22 protein-coding genes and 1 pseudogene are annotated in these 25,413 nt (G+C 64.3%); 7 read left to right on the top strand and 16 right to left on the bottom strand.

Annotation, left to right across the window (positions count from 1 at the left end; all coding sequences use genetic code 11):
* Positions 1 to 115: 115 nt before the first annotated feature.
* The 6 genes and pseudogenes from HDG32_RS02435 to HDG32_RS02415 form a co-directional block, all read right to left on the bottom strand.
* Positions 116 to 1,570, bottom strand: a complete 1,455-nt coding sequence (locus HDG32_RS02435) for an aspartate aminotransferase family protein (protein WP_184062924.1) — start codon at positions 1,568 to 1,570, stop codon at positions 116 to 118.
* Positions 1,571 to 1,620: 50 nt separating this feature from the next.
* Positions 1,621 to 2,955 (bottom strand): glutamine synthetase family protein, encoded by a 1,335-nt coding sequence (locus HDG32_RS02430; RefSeq protein ID WP_184062922.1) that lies wholly within the window; start codon positions 2,953 to 2,955, stop codon positions 1,621 to 1,623.
* Between the two features lie 57 nt (positions 2,956 to 3,012).
* Positions 3,013 to 3,285, bottom strand: coding sequence for a gamma-glutamyl-gamma-aminobutyrate hydrolase family protein (locus HDG32_RS02425; RefSeq protein WP_409339997.1), 273 nt, complete (start codon positions 3,283 to 3,285; stop codon positions 3,013 to 3,015).
* Between the two features lie 310 nt (positions 3,286 to 3,595).
* Positions 3,596 to 3,799, bottom strand: a complete 204-nt coding sequence (locus tag HDG32_RS36120) for a hypothetical protein (protein WP_260335499.1) — start codon at positions 3,797 to 3,799, stop codon at positions 3,596 to 3,598.
* A 265-nt stretch (positions 3,800 to 4,064) separates the two neighbouring features.
* Positions 4,065 to 4,631 (bottom strand): annotated as a pseudogene (locus HDG32_RS02420) (rhodanese-like domain-containing protein); the annotation flags it as partial.
* Between the two features lie 120 nt (positions 4,632 to 4,751).
* Positions 4,752 to 5,168, bottom strand: a complete 417-nt coding sequence (locus tag HDG32_RS02415; RefSeq protein WP_184062918.1) for a cupin domain-containing protein — start codon at positions 5,166 to 5,168, stop codon at positions 4,752 to 4,754.
* A 177-nt stretch (positions 5,169 to 5,345) separates the two neighbouring features.
* Here HDG32_RS02415 and HDG32_RS02410 point away from each other — a divergent pair, with 177 nt between their 5' ends.
* Positions 5,346 to 5,951, top strand: a complete 606-nt coding sequence (locus tag HDG32_RS02410) for a peroxidase-related enzyme (RefSeq protein WP_184062916.1) — start codon at positions 5,346 to 5,348, stop codon at positions 5,949 to 5,951.
* A gap of 42 nt (positions 5,952 to 5,993) precedes the next feature.
* Here the strand turns inward: HDG32_RS02410 and HDG32_RS02405 are convergent, their stop codons facing one another.
* Positions 5,994 to 7,274 (bottom strand): MFS transporter, encoded by a 1,281-nt coding sequence (locus HDG32_RS02405; protein ID WP_184062914.1) that lies wholly within the window; start codon positions 7,272 to 7,274, stop codon positions 5,994 to 5,996.
* An 86-nt stretch (positions 7,275 to 7,360) separates the two neighbouring features.
* Complete coding sequence (locus tag HDG32_RS02400) at positions 7,361 to 8,302, bottom strand: LysR substrate-binding domain-containing protein (RefSeq protein WP_184062912.1); 942 nt, start codon at positions 8,300 to 8,302, stop codon at positions 7,361 to 7,363.
* A 286-nt stretch (positions 8,303 to 8,588) separates the two neighbouring features.
* Here HDG32_RS02400 and HDG32_RS02395 point away from each other — a divergent pair, with 286 nt between their 5' ends.
* Positions 8,589 to 9,302 carry a DUF899 family protein gene (locus HDG32_RS02395; RefSeq protein WP_184062910.1) on the top strand — a complete coding sequence of 238 codons (714 nt, stop codon included), beginning with the start codon at positions 8,589 to 8,591 and terminating at the stop codon, positions 9,300 to 9,302.
* Positions 9,303 to 9,329: 27 nt separating this feature from the next.
* Here HDG32_RS02395 and HDG32_RS02390 read toward each other — a convergent pair whose 3' ends face one another.
* Both HDG32_RS02390 and HDG32_RS02385 read right to left on the bottom strand, forming a co-directional pair.
* Positions 9,330 to 11,303 (bottom strand): bifunctional diguanylate cyclase/phosphodiesterase, encoded by a 1,974-nt coding sequence (locus HDG32_RS02390; protein ID WP_184062908.1) that lies wholly within the window; start codon positions 11,301 to 11,303, stop codon positions 9,330 to 9,332.
* Positions 11,304 to 11,544: 241 nt separating this feature from the next.
* On the bottom strand, positions 11,545 to 11,928 hold the full coding sequence (locus HDG32_RS02385) for a hypothetical protein (protein ID WP_176078989.1): 384 nt from the start codon (positions 11,926 to 11,928) through the stop codon (positions 11,545 to 11,547).
* 349 nt (positions 11,929 to 12,277) lie between these two features.
* Between HDG32_RS02385 and HDG32_RS02380 the strand changes: the two genes are divergently transcribed.
* A complete protein-coding gene (locus tag HDG32_RS02380; protein ID WP_013092091.1) occupies positions 12,278 to 12,556 on the top strand; it encodes an HU family DNA-binding protein in 279 nt (92 codons plus the stop codon).
* Between the two features lie 244 nt (positions 12,557 to 12,800).
* Here the strand turns inward: HDG32_RS02380 and HDG32_RS02375 are convergent, their stop codons facing one another.
* The 3 genes from HDG32_RS02375 to HDG32_RS02365 all read right to left on the bottom strand — a co-directional run bounded on the left by HDG32_RS02375 (position 12,801) and on the right by HDG32_RS02365 (position 15,883).
* Positions 12,801 to 13,919, bottom strand: coding sequence for a 3-deoxy-7-phosphoheptulonate synthase (locus HDG32_RS02375; protein ID WP_311539229.1), 1,119 nt, complete (start codon positions 13,917 to 13,919; stop codon positions 12,801 to 12,803).
* Between the two features lie 263 nt (positions 13,920 to 14,182).
* Positions 14,183 to 15,106 (bottom strand): DUF72 domain-containing protein, encoded by a 924-nt coding sequence (locus tag HDG32_RS02370; RefSeq protein ID WP_184062906.1) that lies wholly within the window; start codon positions 15,104 to 15,106, stop codon positions 14,183 to 14,185.
* Positions 15,107 to 15,145: 39 nt separating this feature from the next.
* Positions 15,146 to 15,883: a TetR/AcrR family transcriptional regulator gene (locus HDG32_RS02365; RefSeq protein WP_184062904.1), complete on the bottom strand. Its 738-nt coding sequence runs from the start codon at positions 15,881 to 15,883 to the stop codon at positions 15,146 to 15,148.
* Between the two features lie 247 nt (positions 15,884 to 16,130).
* Between HDG32_RS02365 and HDG32_RS02360 the strand changes: the two genes are divergently transcribed.
* From HDG32_RS02360 to HDG32_RS02345, 4 genes are read left to right on the top strand one after another with little or no spacing between them, the layout of a single operon-like run.
* The gene (locus HDG32_RS02360; protein ID WP_184062902.1) at positions 16,131 to 17,312 is read left to right on the top strand and encodes an isovaleryl-CoA dehydrogenase; all 1,182 of its coding nucleotides are present in this window, start codon (positions 16,131 to 16,133) and stop codon (positions 17,310 to 17,312) included.
* Positions 17,313 to 17,364: 52 nt separating this feature from the next.
* Positions 17,365 to 18,972, top strand: coding sequence for a carboxyl transferase domain-containing protein (locus HDG32_RS02355; protein WP_184062900.1), 1,608 nt, complete (start codon positions 17,365 to 17,367; stop codon positions 18,970 to 18,972).
* A 49-nt stretch (positions 18,973 to 19,021) separates the two neighbouring features.
* Complete coding sequence (locus HDG32_RS02350; RefSeq protein WP_184062898.1) at positions 19,022 to 19,810, top strand: enoyl-CoA hydratase/isomerase family protein; 789 nt, start codon at positions 19,022 to 19,024, stop codon at positions 19,808 to 19,810.
* A gap of 52 nt (positions 19,811 to 19,862) precedes the next feature.
* Entirely contained in the window at positions 19,863 to 21,932 is a 2,070-nt protein-coding gene (locus HDG32_RS02345) for an acetyl/propionyl/methylcrotonyl-CoA carboxylase subunit alpha (RefSeq protein ID WP_184062896.1), read from the top strand.
* 33 nt (positions 21,933 to 21,965) lie between these two features.
* Here the strand turns inward: HDG32_RS02345 and HDG32_RS02340 are convergent, their stop codons facing one another.
* The 3 genes from HDG32_RS02340 to HDG32_RS02330 all read right to left on the bottom strand — a co-directional run bounded on the left by HDG32_RS02340 (position 21,966) and on the right by HDG32_RS02330 (position 24,758).
* On the bottom strand, positions 21,966 to 22,757 hold the full coding sequence (locus HDG32_RS02340) for a phosphate/phosphite/phosphonate ABC transporter substrate-binding protein (protein WP_184062894.1): 792 nt from the start codon (positions 22,755 to 22,757) through the stop codon (positions 21,966 to 21,968).
* Positions 22,758 to 22,774: 17 nt separating this feature from the next.
* Positions 22,775 to 23,053, bottom strand: coding sequence for a DUF1488 family protein (locus HDG32_RS02335; RefSeq protein ID WP_018423012.1), 279 nt, complete (start codon positions 23,051 to 23,053; stop codon positions 22,775 to 22,777).
* A gap of 412 nt (positions 23,054 to 23,465) precedes the next feature.
* Positions 23,466 to 24,758: a sodium:proton antiporter gene (locus tag HDG32_RS02330; protein ID WP_184062893.1), complete on the bottom strand. Its 1,293-nt coding sequence runs from the start codon at positions 24,756 to 24,758 to the stop codon at positions 23,466 to 23,468.
* Between the last annotated feature and the right edge of the window lie 655 nt (positions 24,759 to 25,413).

The following is a 25,413-nucleotide window of genomic DNA, read 5'->3' as shown; positions in this document are numbered from 1 at the left end:
TTCCGGCGGCGGTCACGGGGGGCAGATGATTGGTGCGATCCTGCGGCTGATGGGCGATTTGAAGGCTGTGCGGGCACTCGAGGGCTGAGGGAAACTGAATCGCAACCACGCAGTGCTATCGGATGCCCACCTGCCGCGCGGTCGCATCGATCGCCGCTTCTGCCTTCGAGACGATTTCGTCGATTTCCGGCCGGCTGACCACGAGCGGCGGCGACAGCAACATCCGGTCGCCGCTCGCGCGCATGATCAGATTGCCGTTGAAGCAGAAGTCGCGGCACATCGTACCGACATCGCCGCCATTCGCGAAGCGCTTGCGCCCGAGCGGCTCCTCGGCGAGTTGCACGCTCGCCACGAGGCCCGCGCCGCTGATCTCGCCAACGATAGGATGACCGGCGAACGTCTCACGCAGTTTGTTCTGAAAGTACGGACCCGTATCCACTTTGACGCGCTCCACGATCCTCTCGTCGCGCAGCAGTTTCAGATTCGCAAGCGCGACGGCCGCCGCGACCGGATGCCCGGAGTAGGTGAGGCCATGATTGAAGTCACCGTTGTCGATCAGTGCGCGGGCGACGCGATCATGTAGACCGACAGCCCCCATCGGCACGTAACCGCTCGTCAGTCCCTTCGCGAGCGTGATCAGGTCCGGCTCGAAGCCGAAGTGCTGATGCGCGAACCATTCGCCGGTTCGGCCGAAGCCGCCGATCACTTCGTCCGCGACGAGCAGCACGTCGTACTTGCGGCAAATGCGCTCGATTTCCGGCCAATACGTGTCAGCCGGAAAAATCACGCCGCCCGCTCCCTGGAAAGGCTCACCGATAAATGCGGCGACATTGTCCGCACCGAGTTCGAGAATCTTCGCTTCGAGCTGCCGCGCGCGAGCCAGTGCGAATTCTTCCGCCGTCTGATCGCTTGCCGCTTCGCCGAAGAAATAGGGCTGATCGATATGTACGATGTTCTCGACTTTCGATGGCATCTGCTCGTGCATATAAGCCATGCCGCCGAGCGTGCCGCCCGCGATCGTCGACCCGTGATAAGCGTTTTTGCGCGCGATGACGAACTTCCTCGCGGGCTGTCGTTGCGTCGCCCAGTATTGATGGACGATGCGCAGCACGGTGTCGTTGCCTTCCGAGCCGCTGTTGCAGTAGAAGAAGTGATTGAATTGGGCGGGCGTCAGTTCGGCGAGCAGGGCAGACAGTTCAATCACGGGCGGATGCGTCGTCTTGAAGAACGTGTTGTAGTACGGCAGTTCCCGCATCTGCCGGAATGCGGCGTCGGCCAGTTCCTGGCGGCCGTAGCCGACGTTCACGCACCACAGTCCCGCCATGCCGTCGATGATCTTGTTGCCCTCCGAGTCCCACAGGTTCACGCCTTGCGCCTTGACGATCACGCGAGAACCCGCGCGATTGAGCGAGCCCATATCCGAGAACGGATGGATGTGATGCGCGGCATCGAGCGCGCGGTATTCGGCGGTGCTGCGCGATGTGGCTTGCGAGGTCGGCGCGTCTTTCGTGCCGCCATGCTGCGACGTTTCCTTTTCCGCATACATCACGTCTTCAGTCTTATAGCTCATACTGCCCTCCGTCTTTTCAAGGTTCTCATTGACCGATTGGCCCGCAGCACTCAAACGTGCAGCAGCAAATGCCGGCGTTCCCACGAACTGATCACGCGGAAAAACGCTTCGTATTCGGTCTCTTTCAAGGCGAGATACGCTCGGACGAACTGCTCGCCGAGTACTTCGGCAATCGGTTCGCACGCGCTCATCGACGTCAAGCCTTCTTCGAGATTGCGCGGTAATTGATAGGGCAGGGCATAGCCGTCGCTCGCCAGCGGTTCGGTTGCGGCGAGCCGCTGCGTGATGCCGAGATAGCCCGCCGCCAAGGTCGCGGCAATCGCCAGATACGGATTGCAATCGACACCCGGAATCCGGTTCTCGATGCGGCGCGCGACCGGCGCGGAATGCGGAACCCGGAAGCCGACCGTGCGATTGTCATAACCCCACGCGACATTGATCGGCGCGGCCATGAAACGCGACAGACGCCGGTACGAATTGATGTACGGCGCGAAGATCGGCATCAGCGCCGGCGTGTATTTCTGCAAGCCGGCGATAAAGCCGGTGAACAGCGAGGTCGGCTCGCCGTCGGCGGCGGTGAAGAGGTTGCGGCCGGTTTCCATATCGATGAGGCTTTGATGCATGTGCATCGCCGAGCCCGGCTCACCTTCCATCGGCTTCGCCATGAAAGTCGCGTACATCTTGTGACGCAACGCCGCTTCGCGCACGGTGCGCTTGAAGAGAAACACACTGTCCGCGAGCTTGAGCGGATCGCCGTGCATGAAGTTGATTTCCATCTGCGCGGCGCCGACTTCGTGTATCAGCGTATCGACTTCGAGTTCCTGCACGTCGCAGTATTCGTAGATGTCTTCGAACAACGGGTCGAATTCGTTGACCGCTTCGATCGAATACGCCTGGCGTCCGGTTTCCGCGCGACCCGTACGTCCGACCGGCGGTTGCAACGGCAGATCGGGATCGCGGTTCATGTCGACCAGATAGAACTCGAGCTCCGGCGCGATCACCGGTTTCCAGCCGCGCGCCTTATATAGATCGAGCACGCGCCGCAACACACAGCGCGGCGAGATTTCGACCGGGGTGCCGTCGAAATGCACGCAATCGTGAATCACCTGCGCGGTCGGGTCGATTGCCCACGGAATCATCCGGATCGTGCTCGCGTCGGGTACGCACACCATATCGGGATCGGTGACGCCGGTCAGCGAATCGCTTTGCGGATAGTCGCCGGTGACGGTCTGGATCATCACCGCCTGCGGCAGACGCATCGATTCGCCCGATTCGAACTTGCTGCGCGGAATGATCTTGCCGCGCGCGATGCCGGCCATGTCCGGAATAATTGCTTCGATTTCGGTGACATGATGCTTTTTTAGAAATTCGTCGATGTCATGCATGATTGTTCTCTCTGTTCTGGTCCGCGACCTGGGTCATGTGTGCAGGGTTTCGTGTATTCATGCGCTGGCGTTACTGACGCTGATTGCTTCGATCAGGCCGTCCGCTGCGAGGGCTTGGACCTCGAGGCCTACGCCCAGTCGCGCGATGCCCTGACCGTGCAATGAATTGACCCGCGCTTCGTGGGCGCAGCCCGCGAGGCGCTCCAGCATGCCGCCGCGCGTCATTACGATCGAATGCGATGCGGTGTATTGCGCGTCGAGCGAGTCGTCCTTGTTCCCGCGATGGTGGTTCAGTCCGCCGACCACGTGCGACGGATGAGCGCGGAGCATCGTTCTATCGGCGGCGATTCCTGCTATTGGTTGGTTTCGCATAACGAATAGGCGTGTCGATCCCCCGCCGCACATCACGTGAACGGCGTTAAATAGCGCGCGCGGCGAGGTGGGAAAACGCGAAGGCGAGTCGACGCCAAAGCGAATCCGCGCAATAACGCGCAGCGCTTACCCGATTAGAAGCGGTTCGATTGAATCCGTCGCGATGCGCGGTGATCAGTCAGTGCCGCGCGGACGCAAGCAGCCAGTTCGCGAAAACGCGCGCAAACGGACGAATCGAGCAGCCAAAAGAGATGAAAGAGGAGAGGCGCTACGGCAGCAGCGAAGCGACTTCGTCTGTGCGCACCGCGATGAACGCGCGCGCGGAGAGGACGTTGCGGCGTCGAACGGAACGACGCGACAGGACTGTGACGACGGACAGAAAGCGGCGAAACGCAAGGCTGCCGTTGCTGCCGTCGGCGCTGGCGCCGTCAGCGCAAGTACAACGCGCCTGACTGCAATTCCAATTCACCAAAGGGCCTCGGACTCTCACGATGACACTCGACTGGCGTAGTTGAGGGTATTGAACGGCCTGTTTCGAATCCACAGCGGATATTGAAGAAACAGGACACGGGTTGATCGAGAAGAAACGGTACTAGACGGTAGTAGCTTAATTCGCCGCGCCGCCCACAAGATCTCCCACTAGCTAGGATATACGAGCTAAAAATGCCGTCAATTTATTTTTGGATTTTGGCAAAGCGGCATCGAGCGTGATGCCGCGTGTTTCGTCTACTGTTCATTCACTCCGCGAGACGTGCGCGCAGCGTGTATTCGCCTTCGTTGCCCTTGTCTTCGAGCATGTGTGCCATCGCCATATTGAAGTCGGTCGGCAGTGGCTCGACCGGATAGCCGCGCTTTTCCCACGCATCGAGACCGCCCTTCAGCGCGCGCACATGATGAATGTTCTTCCGATGCAATTGCCTGACGATGCGCTTCGCGGTCGCTTCGTTGGGACACACGCAATAGACGACGATCGGCCGCTTCAGGTATTCCGGATGAATCGGATCGGGCGACTCGAGATCGAGCGGCCGGGCGCCGGCAATGCGGTGCGATTCCTTTTCGCGCACGGTGCTCGGGCGCGCGTCGAGAATCAGCGGCGGTTCGTTCGACTTGATCATCGCGTCGAACTGATCGGGCGTAATGCGCGTATGCGCGAGCCAGCGACGAAACTGCAAGCGGCGCAGCCAGCGATACACCAGAACCGCCGCGAAGATCACCGCGAACGTATCGAAGATCGTGCCGCCGTTGTGTCGCACGAGCAGCATCATTTGCACGATCTGGTCGTGCAGGGCGCCGCCGCCGATCACCCGCGCGCGACCGACGAATGGGCGCGGCGCACGACGCGGCGCGGCAAGTGGATCAAACCGGTTTGAGAAGCATGATTTGCCGCGCTTCAGGCGAGGCGGTCCGGGAAGAGGCCCCTTGCCTCACGCTTCCTCGGACGGATCATAGGGCACCACGCGCTCACGCTCGTCCGCGTGATTGCGCGCGACGATCGCGCGCGCCGCGGCGTTCGCGTCGAGATTGAACGGCTGATGCGGCACGCCCGGCGGAATGAACAGGAAGTCGCCCGGCTCGGTGATGACCGACTCGCGCAAGCCCGGGCCGTAGCGCGTCTCGATCTTGCCTTCGAGCATATAGATCGCCGTCTCGTAGTCGGCGTGAAAGTGCGGCTCCGCATGGCCGCCGGGCGGGACCACGACCATGTACATCGACAGCCCGGTGCTGCCCGCGGTGCCCGCCGAAATGCCGACGAAATAGGGCAGCCGCTGCATCGTCGCCATTTCCCGTTCGGGGCACACCTTGACCACCGGGGCCCGCGCGTCGTGCGTAACGTTTGACATGGTTGCTCCTTTCGTCGCCGCCGTGCCGGGCGGCTTCATGCATGCCGAACTGGAAGTCTAGGCGATACGGGCGGCAATGTCGGACGGGATCGAGCGGACCTGGTGAAGCGCGGGCGACCGCGAAATCGCGTTGCTACAATGGTCGGCATACCCCGACAGAGATCACGGAGACAGCGCATGGCCACGCTTCAGCCCATCAGCCGCTACCCGGTCCCCGAGCCGAGCGAGTGGCCCGAAGACATCAGTGCCCGCATTCTCGAAGTGCAGGAGAAAGCGGGTTTCGTGCCGAACGTGTTTCTGACGCTCGCGCATCGGCCCGACGAATTCCGCGCGTTCTTCGCTTATCACGATGCGTTGATGCTGAAAGAGGGCGGTCTAACGAAGGGCGAGCGCGAGATGATCGTGGTCGCGACGAGCGCGGTCAACGATTGTCTTTACTGCGTGGTCGCCCACGGCGCGATTCTGCGCATCTACGAGAAAGCGCCGCTGCTCGCCGATCAGGTCGCGGTCAATCACCGCAAGGCCGACATCACGGACCGCCAGAAGGCGATGCTCGATTTCGCGCTGAAGGTGTGCCGCGCGTCGGGCACGGTCGACGATGAAGACTTCCAGACACTGCGCGGCCACGGCTTCACCGATGAAGACATCTGGGACATCGCGGCGATCACCGCGTTTTTCGGGCTGTCGAACCGGATGGCCAACGTGATCTCGATGCGTCCGAACGACGAGTTCTATCTGATGGGGCGTGTGCCAAAAGCCGCGGCGGATGCACCGAAAAAGTAGCCTCGGCTGGAATCGCTTCAGCATCTCTATCGGCAATTCGCATCACGCCTGCGCGGGGCGAGATGAGCGCCGCGCGGGCGTCATCACCACGGTGTCGTCGATCGGGAAATGCAGCAGTGCCGCGATCAATCCCGCCGCGACCGTCGCTACCCATAGCAGTGAGTACGAGCCCGTCAGATCGAACACGAGGCCACCGAGCCACGCGCCGAGAAACGAGCCGATCTGATGGCTCAGAAAGCACACGCCGAACAGGCTGCCGAGGTGACGCGTGCCGAACACCTTGGCGACTAGCCCGCTCGTCAGCGGTACGGTGCCGAGCCACGTGAGGCCCATCACCGCCGCGAAAATCACCACGGACACAGCGCTTTTCGGCAGTGCGAAGAATGCGGCGATCGTCGCGCTGCGAATCAGATAAAGCCAGCCGAGCACATGATGTTGGCGGAACCGGCCGCCGAGCCAACCACATGCCCAACTGCCCGCCATGTTGAACAGGCCGATCAGCGCAAGTGCGGTGGCGCCCAGCCCGATCGGCATATGACACAGCGTCAGATACTCGGGCAGATGCGTCGCGATGAACGCGAGCTGAAAGCCGCAGGTGAAGAAGCCGAGCGTCAGCAAGCGGTAGCCGCGATGGCGCATCGCTTGTGACAGAACCTCGCGCAGCGGCGCCGCGGGCGCGTCCTCGAACCGCGCCTGAGTCGTCGCGTGGATCGGCGCACGCCGGTCGAGCGCGATGCCGAGCGGCGCGATCAGCAGCATGGCGAAAGCGAGCACGAATAGCGATGTCGCGATGCCCGAATGCAGCCGGATGCCTTGTACGAGCGGCACCATCAGCACCTGTCCGGCGGAGCCGCCGGCGCTGACGAGCCCCATCGCGACGCTGCGCTTCTCCGGCGACGCAACGCGGCCGACCGCTGGCAACACAACGCCGAAGGTCGTGCAGCTCACGCCGATGCCGACCAGCAATCCCATGCCGGTCACCAGCAGCGCACCGCTCGGGGCGACCGCCGACAGCGCGAGGCCGGCCGCGAACGTCGAAGCGCCGAACGCGACGACCGGCGCCGAGCCATAGCGATCGGCGGCCGCGCCCGCGAACGGCTGCGCGAAGCCCCACACGAGGTTGTGCAGCGCGATCGCGAAAGCGATCAGCGTGACCGGCAGACCGCGGTCGAACGAGAACGGGCCGATGAACAGGCCGAAGGTCTGGCGGATGCCCATCGCGGCGCTCAGGATCAGCGCACCGGCGATGATCACGAGCGTCGTGGTGACGGTCGTCGCGGGAGCGAGGGTGGGGGCGGGTTGCTTGCTATGGGTCGTCGACATGGCGGCTCCTCCTTGGCCACCATCCTTGCAGCCCGCCGCGCAGCCGGCAAAGGAAAAGATTTCGACGACAGGTGAGTGTGGCTCACCTATGCGCTGCTACGTTCGTCCGCCGCCGCGTCCGCATGCGCGTCGAAGGCCGCCGCCTCGTCGACGAGCCAACGTTTGAAATCGGCGAGCTCGGGCCGCCGGATCGCGCTGTCCGCATTCTCCGCGCTGACCAGCCAGTAGGCGGTGGTCGATGCGACGGTGGCCGCGCAAGCCTCGAGCAGCGCGCCGCTCGCCAGATCGCCGTCGACCAGCGGCTTGCGGCCGAGCGCGACGCCGAGGCCCATGCTGGCCGCCTCGAAGGCGAGCTGGATCGTGTCGACGTGCAAGCCGCCGCCTGTATCGATGCCGCCGGTGCCGGTCGCGTCGAGCCACGCCTGCCAGTCTTCACTCGCGGCGTTCACGTGAATCAGCGTCGCGCGTGGCAGGCTCGGGACACCGTGCTCGTCGCGCAGCGTTTCCAGATAAGCAGGGCTGCACACGGGCACGAAGCGCTCGCCGAACAGGCGCGTCCATGCCGTGCCGGCGACCGGCGCGCGACTCATGCGGATCGCAAAGTCGAAGCCGTCGACCGGAAAGCCGACCTGGCGACGCGAGGTGTCCACGCTCACGACGACATGCGGCCAGCGCGCGCGAAAACCGGCGAGGCGCGGCAGCAGCCAGCGCGACGCGAAGGTCGGCGCGCAGCTGAGCGCGATCGGCCGATCCGCGCGATGATTGGGCAGACGTTGCGTGCCGATCGCGATCAGCGAAAACGCCTCGGAGACGTACGACAGATAATCCGCGCCAATCGCCGTTAGCGAGATGCCGCGCGGCTCGCGCACGAACAGTTCGACGCCGAGCGCTCCCTCGAGTCCGACGATGCCGTGACTGATCGCGCTCGGCGTGACGTTCAGCTCGGCGGCGGCGAGCTTGAAACTTTGATGCCTGCCGGCCGCTTCGAAAAAGCGAAGCGCGGGCAGGGGTGGCAGACGAAGCGGCATGTGCGTTCCCCAAGGCGCTGCGTCGTGCGTGGCGCGCGTGCCGGGTGGTGTTGGCGGGAGTAACGAGCTTGCTGATTGGCGCAAGCATACCTTGCGCCGGCGCCTGGCGATTGGGTGGTCAAACCGCCGGCAAAATCGCCGCAAAAAGCCGCCGCTGCAAAATCATGGCGAGGCCTGTCGATTTTCCGCGGCCTCGTTCGTCGTCCCTACAGGAAGGGCGGCAAAGCGACGATGCCCGCTCGTCTTCCGTCCGTTTTTCTGACGATTTCTCACAAGGAGATGACTGATGAACGACGCAAACACTTCGATGCATACGCTGAAACCGGCCCGCGAACTGGCCGACTTGCCCTCGCGCTTTCCGGGCGAGAGCCCCGAATATCGACGCGCGCGCAACGCGTTGCTCGCCGAGGAGATCGAGCTGCGCCGCCGGATCGAGCGTGTCGCCGCGCGGCGTCGCGCGCTGCCGGCGGGCGGCGTCGTGCCGGAGGATTACCGCTTCGACGGCGAAGCGGGTCCGGTCACGCTATCGCAGATGTTCGGCGCGCACGACACGCTCGTGACCTACAACTGGATGTTCGGACCGCAACGCGCGCGGCCGTGCCCGATGTGCACGTCGCTACTGAGCGCGTGGGACGGCGAAATGCCCGATATCCTGCAGCGCGTCGCGTTCGCGGTGATCGGCCGCTCGCCGATCGACAGGCTCGTCGCGTTCAAGCAGGAGCGCGGCTGGCGGCATTTGCGGCTGTATTCGTCGGGCGGCAACACGTTCAATCGCGATTACGCGGCCGAAGATCCCGCCGGCGACGACCTTCCCGCGCTGAACGTATTCACGCGCACGGGCGGCGTCGTGCGGCACTTCTGGGCCGAGGAGATGGGGCCGTCGACGTCGGACCCCGGACAGGATCCGCGCGGCGCGCCCGATCCGATGCCGTTGTGGACGATCCTCGACATGACGCCGGGCGGCCGTGGCACCGACTGGTATCCGAAGCTGGCGTATTGAGCGGCGCTGCCCTGGAGCGATCGAGCGCTACGAATGCGTCTGCGCCGCGTGGCTCTGGGCGAGCGCGGTCCACAGAAACGTGCCGACCGCGCTCGCCCGCATCGGCAGGCTGAACAGATAGCCCTGCACCGCGCGCGCGCCGAGCGCCTTCACGACCTGGGCCTGCAACGGTGTTTCGAGTCCTTCCACCACGCATTCAAGCCCGAGGTTGCGGCATAGGTCGATCACGGATTTGATGATCTTCTTCGAGGCGCTGTTGGTATCGACGTCGCTCACGAAGCTGCGGTCGATCTTGATCGCGTCGAATGGCAGCCGATGCACGTAGCTGAGGCTCGAATAGCCGGTACCGAAATCGTCGAGAGCCAGCCGGCAGCCGGCCTGCTTCAGCATCGTCATCGCGCTGTGCGCCTGCTCGAAATCGCGCGTCAACGCGGTTTCGGTCATTTCGAACGTCACGCGATGCGGCGACACGCCGCTTGCCGCGACGATGTCGATCAGGCGGCGCGCGCGCGCCGACGTCGAGATATCGATCGCGGACAGGTTGAACGACAGATACAGATCGGCGGGCCAGTGCGCGACCTCGGCGAGCGCCTGGCGCAGCAGCACGTCGGTGATGCCGAGGATCAGCTCGGTCCGCTCTGCAATCCGAATGAATTCCTCCGGCCTGACCATGCCGAGCCGCGCGTTGTGCCATCGACCGAGCGCTTCGAGGCCGATCGGCCGGCGCGTGAGCAGATCGTAGATCGGCTGGAACTCGAGGAACAGCTCCGCTTCGAGGTCCGCATGGCGCAGCTCCTGCGTGACGAGGCTTAGACGCCGCATCTGCGTTTCGTGTTCGGTCGAGAAAATCACCGGCATGCCGCGGCGGTTTTCCTTGCCGACGTAGAGCGCGGCGTCGGCGCGTTCGAACACCTGCGCGACCGTCGAGCCCGCGTCGGGAAACGCGGCCCAGCCGATCGTGCCCGACAGCTCCGCGACATTGTCAGCGACTTGATAAGGCTGGCTGAGCGCATCGCAGATACGCAGCCCCAACTCGACCAGCGCTTCGTTCGACACCTTGTGGCGCACGAGCACCCCGAATTCATCGCCGCCCAGACGCGCGAACATCAGGCCCGTTTCGCCGATCAACACGAGCCGCGTGCCGACTTCCTGCAGCACGAGGTCGCCGCTCGCGTGACCGTAAATGTCGTTGACCTGCTTGAAGCCGTCCAGATCGATGAGGCCGACGTTGAAGCCGCCACCGGTTTCGAGCGCCTGCTCCGATATCGCGCTCAGCGCCGCGAAGAAACTGCGCCGGTTCGGCAGGCCGGTCAGACTGTCGATGCTGGCGAGCCGGTAGTTGTCGTCGCTGAGCCGTTGGGTGTTGTGCTGGCTTGCCTGCAGTTCGCGTTGCGCGTGCACCGCGTCTGCAAAGGTGCGCCAGTAAAGCTGGATGACCGCCGCGAGCGCGACGCCGACCAGCGCCATGTCGACGGCCATCGCGAAGAACACCGGCGAGCCGCTCGACACGAGGAAGCCGGAGAAACTCAGGATGACGATGCAAAGCAGCAGAAGCGCGGGCTTGCGCAGATGGATCAGGCAGAACATGCTGCCGACCAGCGTCGTCGCCATATAGAACGCGACCTGCCCCTGCTGGTAAGCGGTGCCGTACGGAAACAGCAGCACCGACCAGCCGCTGAACGCGACGCCGAACACGCCGACGATCCATGTCACGCTGCGCAATTCGCGGACCGCCTGAGCGTCCGTCATCTTATGGTTGCGTTTGCGCCACCAGCGCACGCAGCGAAACACACACAGCGCGCCGAGCGTGCCGGGCACATACATCGACAGCCAGGCCGGCGCGCTGTCCAGATGCGTCGCCGCCACCGCCGCCGTGTTGACGAGCAGGATGAAGTAGAGAAGCGGTACCTGGCGGCGGAACGCGTGCAACTGCGCACGCATCAGCTCCCGGTCACCCTCGGCGACCGACAGTACCCTCTTCAATCTCGCAAGCCAAGCCATCGCCATCCCTCTAACGTTTGCGCGCTAAACGCAGCTGTTTATATCGGCGCGAGGCTGATTAACTTGAGCGCTCAAAGGGGTAACGGAGCATCGCAGTCAAGGGTCCGTGAACCCGGCTGCGCGCTTACGGATAGTCGGGCGGTAAGTACTACCTGGCGGCGCGTGTTGGCGGCGCTGGAACCAGACGTTTGTGCCGGATGCCGATCGCGAGACTCGAGCAAAAGGCGGCCTTCGCGCATGCTCAAAGCGTGGGGCACGACAGCACCCGCTGCGGCCGCATGGCGGTGCCGGGCTGGCCGGCCGGCGCGGGCGTGCCACGCGGCGCGGCCGAGACGAGCCGGACCGCGTCGGCGCCAGCATTCGCGAGCACGTATTTTTCCGGGCTGTCATCCGGCTGCCAGTACGCGCGAAACACGTCGCCGTCGCTGAACACGAGCAGCTTGCCGTGCACGGTTTTTCCGCCGCCGACGAAGTCGACCGGTTCGCCGTCGCGTAGCGAAAAGCTCTGCGCGGCGCTGGAGTTCGTCGCACCGACGAGGGTCGCGCACGCGTTGTCGTCGGCCGCGGCCGCCGCCGACGACAACGCGGCGAGCAGCGCGCATGTTGCAAAGTGGCGAATTCTCACTTCTTTATGTCTTGCCGATAGTTAACTTGTGACATGTGTCGCAAATGGCGCGCCCGCGCATCGCGAAAAGGGCTATCGTCATCGGGAAGCCGGCGCGGGATCGCGTAACGCGACCTAAAGTACTGAAATTGCAACGGATTGTGATGCGCGGCGAACGCTCGTGAGGCGGCGCGCGCGCATAAGCTCGCGATTCTTATGGCAGTTTGGGGCGCAAAAACGTCAAACCCGCGGCTCTGCCTTGATACAAGCCTTACACCAAGCGTTTGCGCGAAGGTGCGCCTATGCGTTAGTGTGTCGGTCCCGGCGCCTCAGAGGGCGCCGGTTCCATGATTACCATACGGGAAGTGCTATGAACAAACAGGAACTGATTGATGCAGTCGCCGCAGCGACGGGCGAAAGCAAAGCGGCAACCGGCCAGACCATCGACGCGATCGTCGAGGCAGTGACCAAGGCCGTGGTGAGCGGCGATACGGTGCAACTGGTCGGTTTCGGTTCGTTCTCGACCGGCGCGCGCGCGGCACGCGTGGGGCGCAATCCGTCGACGGGCGAAGAGATCCAGATCGCCGCGGCCAAGACGGTGAAGTTCACCGCAGGCAAGGCGTTCAAGGAAGCCGTCAACGCGTCGTAAGCAACGCGCTTCACGCCGGAGCATTCGCGATGCGCGCCGCAGCCCCGCTGTGAGGCGCGCGTGAGTGATGCGTCGGGCGTGAGGATCACGCGCTGCCCAGCCCGGCCAGGCGATTCGCCGGCAACTGGTGCGGCGCGTGTGTCTGGCTCCTTGAGCCGGGCGTTCGTGGGCTCGACCGGCTTCGATCGAGTCTAAGGCGGACCCGCCGCGGCCATCGCGATCGGGCGGTCCGTGCGTTGCCCTGTCAGCCCGCGCGACGCTTGCGGGTTGCCTCGGCGAGCGTGGCGAGCACCGGTTCGGTCTGCGCCCAGCTCACGCAGGCATCCGTGATCGACACGCCGTAACGCAACGGCACACCGGCCTTCAGGTCCTGACGGCCTTCTTCCAGATGACTTTCGAGCATCACACCGATGATGCGGCGCTCGCGCTCCGACAGTTGCCGCGCGATATCGTCCGCGACCTCGATCTGCCGCAAGTGCGATTTGTTCGAGTTCGCATGCGAGCAGTCGATCATCACCTGCTCGCGCAGACCCGCTGAACTCAGCGCTTCACAGGTCGCCTGCACCGACGCGCTGTCGTAGTTCGGCCCTTTCTTGCCGCCGCGCAGGATCACGTGCGCGTCGTCGTTGCCGCGCGTTTCGAAGATCGCGGCCATGCCCATTTTCGTCATGCCCATGAACGCGTGGCTTGCACGCGCCGCGACGATCGCGTCGGCGGCGATCTGCACGCCGCCGTCGGTGCCGTTCTTGAAGCCGATCGGGCAGCTCAGGCCCGACGCGAGCTGACGATGACTCTGGCTCTCGGTCGTGCGCGCGCCGATCGCACCCCACGCGATCAGATCGGCGATGTATTGCGGGCTCAACAGGTCGAGAAACTCGGTCGCCGTGGGCAGGCCCAGACCGTTGATGTCGAGCAGCAATTGCCGGGCGAGACGCAGGCCTTCGTTGATGCGGAAGCTGCCGTCCAGACGCGGATCGTTGATGTAGCCTTTCCAGCCCACCGTCGTGCGCGGTTTCTCGAAGTACACGCGCATCACGATCAGCAGATCGTCCCGGTAGTGATCGGCGGCGGCCTTCAGCTTGCGCGCGTATTCGATCGCCTGGTCGTGGTCGTGAATCGAACAGGGGCCGACGATCAGCACGAGCCGGTCGTCGCGGCTGTGCAGAATGTCGGCGATTTCGACGCGAGTCTTCTCGACCAGCGACTGCACCGCGGGCGGCACCGGCAGTTCGTCCTGCAGCAGCGCGGGGGAAATCAGCGGACGGACCGCGCCGATGCGCACGTCGTCGATGCGCGTGGTGTCCTGGGTGGCGTCGGCCGAGCCGACTTCCTGATCGTGCAGGGGATTGTCGAGGGCGCTCAAGATGTTCTCCGCAATCGGTTGATGAGGCGGCCTTGCCGCCTGATTATGCGAGCGCCGCCGCGATGAGGGCGTGCGGGCGCCGCGTGGGTTTGACGTGGACCGTGCGGGTTGGGTTACTGCGTGCCTCGGGCGAGGTTTGACGCAAGGTCTCGCGTCGGGCTTGACGCGAAGCCGACGCGACCGCGCACGGATGCGCTGGCGCGATTATGACACCCGCGCCGGCCTCATGGCAGGTGGACCGGCGGGCAGGCGGCGCGGCGGATTCAGAGCTTCTTGAGCAACGCCATCGCGGCGGCCGGATTGCGCTCCTTGAAGCCGCTGATCACATAGAGATAGACGTCGCGCGTGGCGGCTTTCGCGGGCGGCTCCGCGCAGGTCTCGAGATCGTCGGGCGTGATGCCCGCGGCGAGCTGGCGCGCGCGTTCGGCCCATGCGTCGAGCGCTTTCGTCGAATAGCCTTTGGCTTGCTGTTCGCTCGTGCCCATGATGCGCGCGTAGACGAACGGTGCGGTGATGTCGGCGATCTGCGGATACTCGCTGTCGGCCGCGAGCACGACCGCGACCTTGTACTTGCGCGCCAGGGCGATGAGTTCCGGTGTCCTGAACGAATCGTGACGAACCTCGACCGCGTGCCGCAGCTTCTGTCCTTCGATGCTCGCGGGCAGCAGCTTCAGAAAGGCCTCGAAATCGTCGGCGTCGAATTTTTTGGTCGGCGCGAACTGCCAGTTGATGGGCCCGAGCTTCTGCTTGAGCAGCAGCACGCCGCTTGCGAAGAATCGCTCGATCGTGTCGCCGGCTTCGGCCAGCACCTTGCGGTTGGTCGCGTAACGCGGCGCTTTCAGCGAGAACACGAAATCGTCGGGCGTCTCGTGATACCACTTCTCATAGCTGGCCGGTTTCTGCAAACCGTAGAACGTGCCGTTGATTTCGATCGACGTCAGATGCCGGCTCGCATATTCGAGTTCGCGGCTTTGCGTCAGGTCTTCCGGATAAAACGGCCCGCGCCACGGCGCATAGGTCCAGCCGCCGATGCCGATGCGAATGCGTGCGGCGGACGTGGATCTGGACGACGTTTCGGTTGATTTTTTCGTTGGCGCTTTCTTTGCGGCTTTCGGTTTGTCGCCGCGTTCTTCGCCAGACTTCTCGCTTCGCTTGTTGCTTTCCTTCGCGCTTGTCGCTGCGGGCACTTGGGCTCTCCTTCGGGCTGCGGCGGGAAAGCTCGTAGATTAGCCGCTTTTCTCGCGGCGCGCGGCGCTGGCTTCGTCGAAACGACGGCTCGCTGCGGCCACTTCCACGCGAAAGCGCTGCAACGCGCCGAGCGCGAGGTCGGGCGGCGTCAGCGCGACCCACAGCACGTCGATCAACTGATCGGCGGTGGCGTCGATATCGATCTGCCGGTTCGTCAGCGTCGCGTCCCACAGCACGTGCTCCATCGGGCCGAACACCATCGAGCGCAACAGGCGCAGCGGCATGTCCGAGCGAATCTCGCCGCTTTGCTGGCCTTGCGCGAGCACGCGCATCAACGGCGCGGTGTAGCGGCGCTGCAGTTCGGTCAGCGCTTCGCTCAGTTCGTGATGCCGCGTGCGGCCTTCGGACAGCACGAGCGCGCACAGATCGGTGCCATTCACGAGCATCAGCCGCAGATGCATGCGCACGATGAACGCGAACTGCTGGCGCACGTTGCCGTCGCGCGGCAGACCCGCTTCGATCGCCTCGATGATCTCGTCGTACCAATCGCCGATGACACGAGCGCACAACTCGCGCTTGCCGCGAAAGTAGCTGAACACCGTCGCCTCGGAAACGCCCAGGCGCTGCGCGATTTCCGCGGTCGTCGCGCGTTCGTAGCCCTTTTCGGAGAACACGTCGCGCCCCGCCTGAAGAATCTCCTTCACGCGCTGCTGCGACTTGCGCCCGGCCGGCTGGCGACGTGAGACAGGTAATCCGGCCTTCTCGGCAACCGTCATATGAGTAAAATTCAGATTTGTGATGCGGATTGGGGTTCGAGCTGGCGTTTGAACGCAGCATCTGTGCCCGATGAACGCGATCGTAGCACCGAATCGGCCGGCTCATGCGGGTTTGTAAATTTATGAGTAACACTCAAAAATACCTATTGACGCTTACGTCAATCTGGCGTGAAATGCGCGTTGACATGCTTTCGCGTGCCGCTTCGCGCTCCACCAGCGGCCGCCCACGAACTCAGGAGACACCGCAATGCCCAATCTGCCCGGTTTGCAGTTCCCGCTCGGCGAAGAGATCGAAATGCTGCGCGACAGCATTGCGTCGTTCGCCGCCAAAGAAATCGCGCCGCGCGCCGGGGAAATCGATCGCACCGATCAGTTCCCGATGGACCTGTGGCGCAAGTTCGGCGACCTCGGCGTGCTCGGCATGACGGTTTCCGAAGAGTACGGCGGCGCGAACATGGGCTATACCGCGCACATGGTCGCGATGGAGGAAATTTCGCGTGCGTCGGCATCGGTTGGCCTGTCGTACGGCGCGCATTCGAACCTGTGCGTGAACCAGATTCATCGCAACGGCACCGACGCGCAGAAGCGCAAGTATCTGCCGAAGCTCGTGTCGGGCGAGCACGTCGGCGCGCTCGCGATGAGCGAGCCGAACGCGGGCTCGGACGTGGTCAGCATGAAGCTGCGCGCCCAGAAGAAGGGCGATCGTTACGTGCTGAACGGCACTAAGATGTGGATCACCAACGGCCCCGACTGCGACACCCTGGTCGTCTATGCAAAGACCGATCCCGAAGCGAATTCGCGCGGCATAACCGCGTTCATCGTCGAGAAGGGCATGAAGGGTTTCTCGGTCGCGCAGAAGCTCGACAAGCTCGGCATGCGCGGCTCGCACACCGGCGAGCTGGTGTTCCAGGACGTCGAAGTGCCGGAGGAAAATATCCTTGGAGCATTGAACGGCGGCGTCAAAGTGCTGATGAGCGGTCTCGATTACGAGCGCGCGGTGCTCGCGGGCGGCCCGACCGGCATCATGGTCGCGGTGATGGACGCGGTCGTGCCGTATATCCACGACCGCAAGCAGTTCGGCCAGTCGATCGGCGAATTCCAGCTGATCCAGGGCAAGGTAGCCGATCTGTACACGACGCTGCAGGCATGCCGCGCGTATCTGTACGCGGTGGGCCGCCAACTCGACACGCTCGGCAACGACCATGTGCGCCAGGTCCGCAAGGACTGCGCGGGCGTGATTCTGTACACGGCCGAAAAGGCGACCTGGATGGCTGGCGAGGCGATCCAGATTCTCGGCGGCAATGGCTATATCAACGAGTATCCGGTCGGTCGTCTGTGGCGCGATGCGAAGCTCTATGAAATTGGCGCGGGCACGAGCGAGATTCGTCGCATGCTGATCGGCCGGGAGCTGTTTGCCGAAACGCTGTGATACAAGCGCGCTTGAGCCCCCTCAATACGCCGCACTTTGGAGAAGCGACGTCATGCCGATCATCGAATCGAAACTGAACCCACGCTCGGACGACTTTCGCGCGAACGCGGCGGCGCTCGAAGCGCTCGTCGCCGATCTGCGCGCGAAGATCGAGCAACTCGCGCAGGGCGGCGGCCAGGCCGCGCGCGACAAGCACACGAGCCGCGGCAAGCTGCTGCCGCGCGAGCGGATCGCGCAACTGCTCGATCCGGGCACGCCGTTTCTCGAACTGTCGCAACTCGCCGCGTACGGCATGTACAACGACGACGCGCCGGGCGCCGGCGTGATCACCGGCATCGGCCGCATCGCGGGACAGGAGTGCGTGATCGTCTGCAACGACGCGACCGTGAAGGGCGGCACCTACTATCCGGTCACCGTGAAGAAGCACGTGCGCGCGCAGGAAATCGCCAGCGAAAACTGCTTGCCGTGCGTGTACCTCGTCGACTCGGGTGGCGCGAATCTGCCGAATCAGGACGACGTATTTCCCGATCGCGATCACTTCGGCCGCATCTTCTACAACCAGGCGAATCTGTCGGCCGCGGGTATTCCGCAGATCGCGGTCGTGATGGGCTCGTGCACCGCGGGCGGCGCGTATGTGCCGGCGATGAGCGACGAGTCGATCATCGTCAAGAACCAGGGGACGATTTTTCTCGGCGGCCCACCGCTTGTCAAAGCCGCGACCGGCGAAGTGGTCAGCGCCGAAGATCTCGGCGGCGGCGACGTGCATACGCGTCTGTCGGGCGTCGTCGATCATCTTGCGCAGAACGATGCGCATGCGCTCGGGATCGCGCGCAGCATCGTCGGCCATCTGAACCGCGTGAAGCCGGCGCCGCTCGTATTGCAGGAGCCGAAGCCGCCGCGCTACGACACCCAGAGCATCTACGGCGTGATTCCGGTCGACACGCGCAAGCCGTTCGATATCCGCGAGGCGATCGCGCGTATCGTCGACGATTCCGCGTTCGATGAATTCAAGGCGCGCTACGGCACCACGCTCGTCACCGGCTTCGCGCATATCTGGGGGCATCCGGTCGGCATCGTCGCGAACAACGGCATTCTGTTTTCCGAGTCGGCGCTGAAGGGCACCCACTTCATCGAGCTGTGCTGCCAGCGCAAGATTCCGCTCGTGTTCCTGCAGAACATCACGGGCTTCATGGTCGGCCGCAAGTACGAAAACGAAGGCATTGCGAGGAACGGCGCGAAGATGGTCACCGCAGTGGCGACCGCGAAGGTGCCGAAGTTCACGGTGATCATCGGCGGCTCGTTCGGCGCGGGCAACTACGGCATGTGCGGCCGCGCGTATTCGCCGCGCTTCCTGTGGATGTGGCCGAACGCGCGCATCTCGGTGATGGGCGGCGAGCAGGCCGCGTCGGTGCTCGCCACCGTCAAGCGCGACGGCATCGAAGCGAAGGGCGGCAACTGGAGCGCGGAGGAAGAAGAGGCGTTCAAGCAGCCAATCCGCGAGCAATACGAGCATCAGGGCCATCCGTACTACGCGAGCGCGCGGTTGTGGGACGACGGCGTGATCGACCCCGCGCAAACTCGCGATGTGCTTGGGCTGGGTTTGTCGGCGGCGATGAACGCGCCGATCGAAGACACGCGTTTCGGCGTGTTCAGAATGTGATGGCCCGCGTCACCGCGATGCGACCGCGTAAGGCAAAGGAGTGTTACGCATGCAATACGAAACGCTGAAGGTCGAGTTTGCCGGCCAGATCGCGACGGTCGCGCTCAATCGTCCGGACGTGCGCAACGCGTTCAACGAAACGATGATCGCCGAGCTGACCGCCGCATTCACCGCGCTCGACACGCGCGACGACCTGCGCGCGGTCGTGCTCGCCGCGAACGGCAAGGCGTTCTGCGCGGGCGCCGACCTGAACTGGATGAAGAAAATGGCCGGCTACTCGGACGACGAGAACCGCGCCGATGCGATGCGGCTCGCCGGCATGCTGTCGGCGGTATATCGCTGCAACAAGCCGGTGATCGCGCGCGTGAGCGGCGACGCATACGCGGGCGGCATGGGCCTGATTGCCGCGTGCGACATCGTCGTCGCGGTCGACAGCGCGCACTTCTGCCTGTCCGAGGCGCGGCTCGGGCTGATTCCCGCGACGATCGCGCCATACGTGATTCGTGCGCTCGGCGAGCAGGCGTCGCGGCGCTACTTCCTCACCGCCGAGGCGTTCGACTGCGCGACCGCGTTGCGGCTGGGTTTGGTCAGCGAAGCGGTCACCAGTGCGGAACAGCTCGATGCGACGGTCGCGCAGCTCGCGCAGACGCTGTGCGCGAACGGCCCGCAAGCGGTGCGCGCCTGCAAGCGGCTCGTGCAGGACATCGCGGGCCGCGAGTTGAGCGACGCGCTGATCGAGGACACCGCCGTGCGGATTGCGAAAACGCGGGCCGGCGCAGAGGGCCGCGAAGGCGTGGCGTCGTTCCTCGAAAAGCGCACGCCGGGCTGGCGCAACTGACATGCTCCGCTAACAACCATCGCCCCGTACCGCCCATTTCATCGAGACACTCATGTTCAACAAGATCCTGATCGCCAACCGGGGTGAAATTGCGTGCCGCGTCGCGGCGACCTGCAAGCGGCTCGGCATCGCGAGCGTGGCCGTCTATTCGGACGCCGACGCCAACGCGAAACACGTCGCCGCCTGCGACGAAGCGGTGCATATCGGCGGTTCGACGGCGGCGCAAAGCTATCTGCGCATCGAGCGCATCATCGAAGCCGCGCGCGCGACCGGCGCGCAGGCCGTGCATCCGGGCTACGGCTTTCTTTCGGAAAACGAAGACTTCGCGCATGCGTGCGAGGCGGCCGGCATCGTCTTTATCGGACCGCCGGTCGAAGCGATTGCCGCGATGGGCTCGAAGGCCGCCGCGAAAGCGCTGATGCACGCGGCCGCGGTGCCGCTCGTGCCCGGCTATCACGGCGACGACCAGGAGCCGCAGCTGTTGCAGCGCGAGGCGGACACGATCGGCTATCCGGTGCTGCTGAAGGCGAGCGCGGGCGGCGGCGGCAAGGGCATGCGCGTGGTCGAGCGCAGCGCGGACTTCGCGGCCGCGCTGCTGTCGTGCAAGCGCGAGGCGGCGAGCAGCTTCGGCAACGATCGCGTGCTGATCGAGAAGTATCTGACCCGGCCGCGTCACGTCGAGGTCCAGGTGTTCGCCGATCGGCACGGCGGCGCCGTTTATCTGTTCGACCGCGACTGTTCGGTGCAGCGGCGTCATCAGAAAGTGCTCGAGGAAGCGCCCGCGCCGGGGCTCCCGGCCGAGGTCAAGCGCGCGATGGGCGAAGCGGCCGTGGCCGCCGCGCGCGCGGTCAACTACGCTGGCGCGGGTACGGTCGAGTTCATCATGACGCCGACCGGCGAGTTCTATTTCATGGAGATGAACACGCGGCTGCAGGTCGAGCATCCCGTCACCGAGATGGTGACGGGGCAGGACCTCGTCGAATGGCAGTTGCGCGTTGCCGCGGGCGAGAGTTTGCCGCTCACCCAGCAGCAGTTGAAGCTCGACGGCCACGCGATCGAGGCGCGCATCTACGCAGAGCATCCGGCGCGCGGCTTCCTGCCGTCCACCGGCACGCTCAAGCATCTGCGCATGCCCGAAGGCGTCGAGTTCGCGATCGACGCGGCCGGGCTCGGCGAGCCGGGCCGCAAGGCGCCGGTGCGTATCGACAGCGGCGTGCGCGAGGGCGACACGATCACGCCGTTCTACGATCCGATGATCGCCAAGCTGATCGTGCACGGCGCGACGCGCGAGGAGGCATTGGCGCGCCTCGCGCGTGCGCTGCATGCCTGCGAGGTGGTCGGGCCGCACACGAACGTCGAGTTTCTGCGGCGCATCGTCGCGAGCGAACCGTTCGCGAGCGGCGAGCTCGACACCGGTTTGATCGAGCGTCATCACGACGTGCTGTTCGCGCCGGCACAGAAGCCGTTCAAGGAAGCGCTCGCGCTCGCGTGCGCCGCGTTGTTGACGCGCGAGGGCGGCACCGCGCACGGCGCGTCGCCGTGGGACGCGTTGTCGCACTGGCGGCTCAATAGCGGCTACACGCAAACGCTCGGCTGGCGCGTGATCGACGACGGTGCCAACGACGACAGCCCCGACGCGTTCACGGTCGTTTTCGCGCGCAACGGGGACACGCAAGCGCTCGTGCAAACACTCGAACACGACGGCGTGCGCGAGGACTTCACATGGTCGGTCGGCGCGGGCGCCCATGAATTCCGCGCGACGATCGGCGATGCGCGCGTGACGGGGCGTGTATTCGTCGACGGCGACAGGTTCCACGTGTTCTGCCATGGCGAGACGCTCGCATTCGAATGGCAGAACCTGCTCGCGCATGCCGCGGATGCCGAGCACGGCGAAGGCCGTCTGACCGCGCCGATGCCGGGCAAAGTGATCGCGGTGCTGGTCGAACCGGGCGCGGTGGTCGAGAAGGGCGCGCCGCTGATCGTGATGGAAGCGATGAAGATGGAGCATACGATCGGCGCCCCGGCGGCGGGCACGGTCGCCGAGGTGCTGTATGCGGTCGGTGATCAGGTCAGCGACGGCGCGCAACTGCTGGTGCTGGAGGTGCAGCAGGCGGGTGAATAAGCGCGTCGAGTGGCAGATGAGCGAGTAGGTGAATCAAGCGAGCCGCGCGTAGCCCGCGGCGCGCGCTTCGCTTTCCAACTCGCCGATGCGCGCGTAGTCGGTCAGCGGCAACGTCGAAAAGCCCCTTAAACGCAGCCGTTTTGCGCGCTCGGGGCGGACGCTCAGCGCCTCGTTCAACGCGTCGCGCAACGCGGCGATCGTGGCCGGCGGCACATTGGCCGCGGCGATCAGCGGCAAGCCCGGCGAGGCGGCGGTCATGCCGATCGCGCGTACGCGCCCCGCGAGTTCCGGTAGCACGTCGCAAACGAAGGCGAAGGTCACGCAGTCGATCGCGGCGACGTCCGCGCGATTGTCCGCGACCGCGCGCAGCGAGCCGACATGCGAGCCCGTGCGCAGCACCGCGCCGAAGAACATGCCGGCGCGCGCGAGCGGCGCGACCGCGTGACGAAAGGCGTTCATGCCGCTGTTCGAATCGTCCTGGTTGTAGGCGGCGCGCGCGCCTCGGCACGAGGCGAGTGAGTCGAAGCGCGCGTCGGCGCGCGCGACCAGTACGCTCGAGTAATGCGCGCCGTCGCAGCCGGGCGCATCGAAACAGGGTGTCGCGACCAATTGCACCTGCGCGTGCAGCCCCTGCATCAGCGGATAACCGCAGGTCTGGGAAATCAGCAGATTCGGGCGCCGCCAGAAGCCGTGCAGTTCCTCGTCCGGTTCGACGATGCGGCACGCGGGCTTGACCCGGCGCAGCACGTCGTCGAGCCACTCGCGCCATTCGAGGTCGAGCGCGGGTGTCACGTTGTACATCGGCAGGGCGGCGATCCAGTTCATGAAGGCGTTTCTCGCGCCTAATGTCTGACCAATTTGAATTCATCGAGACCGAGCCGCACCGGCTCGCTCGGCGTGAATTGCCATCGCTGCGCGGCTACGGAGAGGATCTCGTCCTGCGCATCCTCGAACGCGACCAACAGGTCCTGCTTGCGACGGCTCACGGCGCCACAGAACTCGACCAGCGCGTCGGCGCTAACTTCAAAAATCTGCGCACGATCGTCGCAGCACACGCGGAACGCGACCGTCGCGCATTCCGTCACACAGGGCCGGAACCCTTCATCGACATAGACCGACATGGCGAACTCCTTCGGACGCCTGAATCGACAGGATGACAAACCGCGCCTGCCAGGTATGTGGGAGAACCGGCATTGACGGCCAAATGCCCGGCGCCGCGACAGGCGCGACGGTCCGGAAACTGGCGAAAAGTAAGCCAGAAACTGGCGGCGGACTCGTTCAAGTCCGAGCCAGGGCCGCGGCGTGAACCGTGGCCGGAGGGAGACGGCGGCGGTTCGACTCGCCATCGGTCTCGCCTGCTGGTGGCCCGCCCCGGGTCAGAATCGCGGCGGGCACTGCTCAGAAAACGCTTAAATCGGGCCCTCCAATCCAATGTCGAAATCGACGCGATAGCCGCTCGCGCCGGTCTCGGACTGTGTTTGGATTTTCTCACCAACCTCGCGGTGCAGATCGGCGTAGGTATCCACTTTACGATTAGCGCGCGTTTTGTGCAGGCGATGCGTCCGGCGGGGCTGGCCGGGTTGCGTGAGCGGCCGGGATATTGAGCCGACGGATCAGCGGGCCCAATGTCGTCGCCTGAATCAGCAGGCTGAATACCACGACGAGATACGTGACGCCGATGAACATTTCGCGTCCGTGAAACTCCGGCAGCGACAGCGCGAGCGCAATCGAGATGCCGCCGCGCAGTCCGCCCCACGTCAGCACGACAGCCGAATGCGGACTGAGCCGCCGGAAGTTCTGCAGCGCGAGCAGCGGAATCGCGACGCTGACGCCGCGCGCGAACAGCACGACCGGAATCGCCGCGAGCCCGAGCCAAACGATCTCGACGCGCAGCGACAGCGCAATGATTTCGAGTCCGATCAGCCCGAACAGCACGAGATTGAGCAACTCGTCGAGCAGGTCCCAGAAGTTGAACAGATGCTCGCGCGTCTTCTCCGACATCGACGTCGACGCGCCGTGATTGCCGATCACGAGCCCCATGATCACGACCGCGAGAGGCGCTGACACGTGCAGCGCTTCGGCGAGACTATAGCCGCCGGTCGCGAGTGCGAGTGTGATCAGGATTTCGACTGGATAGCTGTCGATACCTCGCAGCAGCAGCGACGCGCCGAAGCCGAGCGCCGCGCCGAGCACGAGCGCTCCGACGACTTCGCGCAGCAGATCGAATGCGATCGCGCCCGCGGAAAACTCGTTCGCGCCGGTCGCGAGTCCGACTAGCGTGACGAATGCGACGACGGCCGTGCCGTCGTTGAACAGCGATTCGCCGGTAATCTTGGTTTCGAGGCTTTCGGGCGCCGCCGCGCGCTTGAGCACGCTGAGTACCGCGATCGGATCGGTCGGCGAGATTAGCGCGCCGAACACGAGACACCACGGCAGGCTCACCGGCTGGCCGAGCCATTGCGCCGCGTAGTAAAAGCCGAAGCCGACCACCGCGATCGAAATCAATACGCCGATCGTCGCGAGCATCAGCACCGCGCGCCGCTGCGTGCGCATCTTCGACAGATCGACGTGCAGCGCGCCGGCGAACAGCAGCAGACTTAGCAGGCCGTGAAACACGATGTCGGCAAAATCGATCTGCACGACGATCTTGCGCGCGGCGATCGCCATCGCCGGATAGTAGAACCCGAGCGCAGAAATGCCGACGCAGACGACGAGCCCCACCGCGGTGATGCCGAGCGTGTCGGGCAACCTGATGAATCGATAATTGAGGACGCCGAACAGCGCGACGATGGCGAACAGCGCACCGGCAATCTGGAAGACGCTCATCGTGCACGCTCTCCCGCTTCGCGGCGGCGCGAACGCGTGATCAGGGTGGCACCGAGGTAACTCGCGCGACAAGGCATAAAACAGGCAGGCAGAGAATGCCGACACAATTGCGATATTGAACCAGCGAGATGTTTCACCAGCAATTCCTTATTCAGGCTCATTCAATCCGATAAGCGATCTGCGGTCTGTAATGACACGATCTTTGCCGCTGGCGATCGAGCGACGTACCGGGACGGACGCTTCATTCAAACGCAGCGGACGATGCGGCCAGACGCAGCGTACTTTTTATTGGACCACGAGCGGATGACGGCGAACCGGGCGGAGCCAGGCTCGCCAGATGGGCGCCACGATGAGCAATGGCAGTGTTCGGACTACTGAAGCGCCGGAGGAGTTCCGGTCTTTATTTTGGGATATAGCTTTTTATTTCGAGATGGTTCGCGGGGCTTGATTCGTCGAGGCTATTCGATCGAATCTGAATAAACGGTATGAATCTGTAATCCGAATTTGCCGGTCCGATGACTTCACATTGCATGGAGCCTTGTGATTCATTGTTCCAAAATCTGTAAAGCATATATCTAATCTCACAGTAAAACTGTTTTGCTCGTCATTGAGCATCGTTGACGCTGGAATTGGCAGGTCGAGAGCAGGGAAAGCC

The organism is Paraburkholderia sp. CI2 (assembly GCF_014201055.1).
Classification (GTDB): Bacteria; Pseudomonadota; Gammaproteobacteria; order Burkholderiales; family Burkholderiaceae; genus Paraburkholderia; species Paraburkholderia tuberum.
Note: the sequence above shows the minus strand (reverse complement) of the source record. Positions and strands in the feature narration are given on the sequence as shown.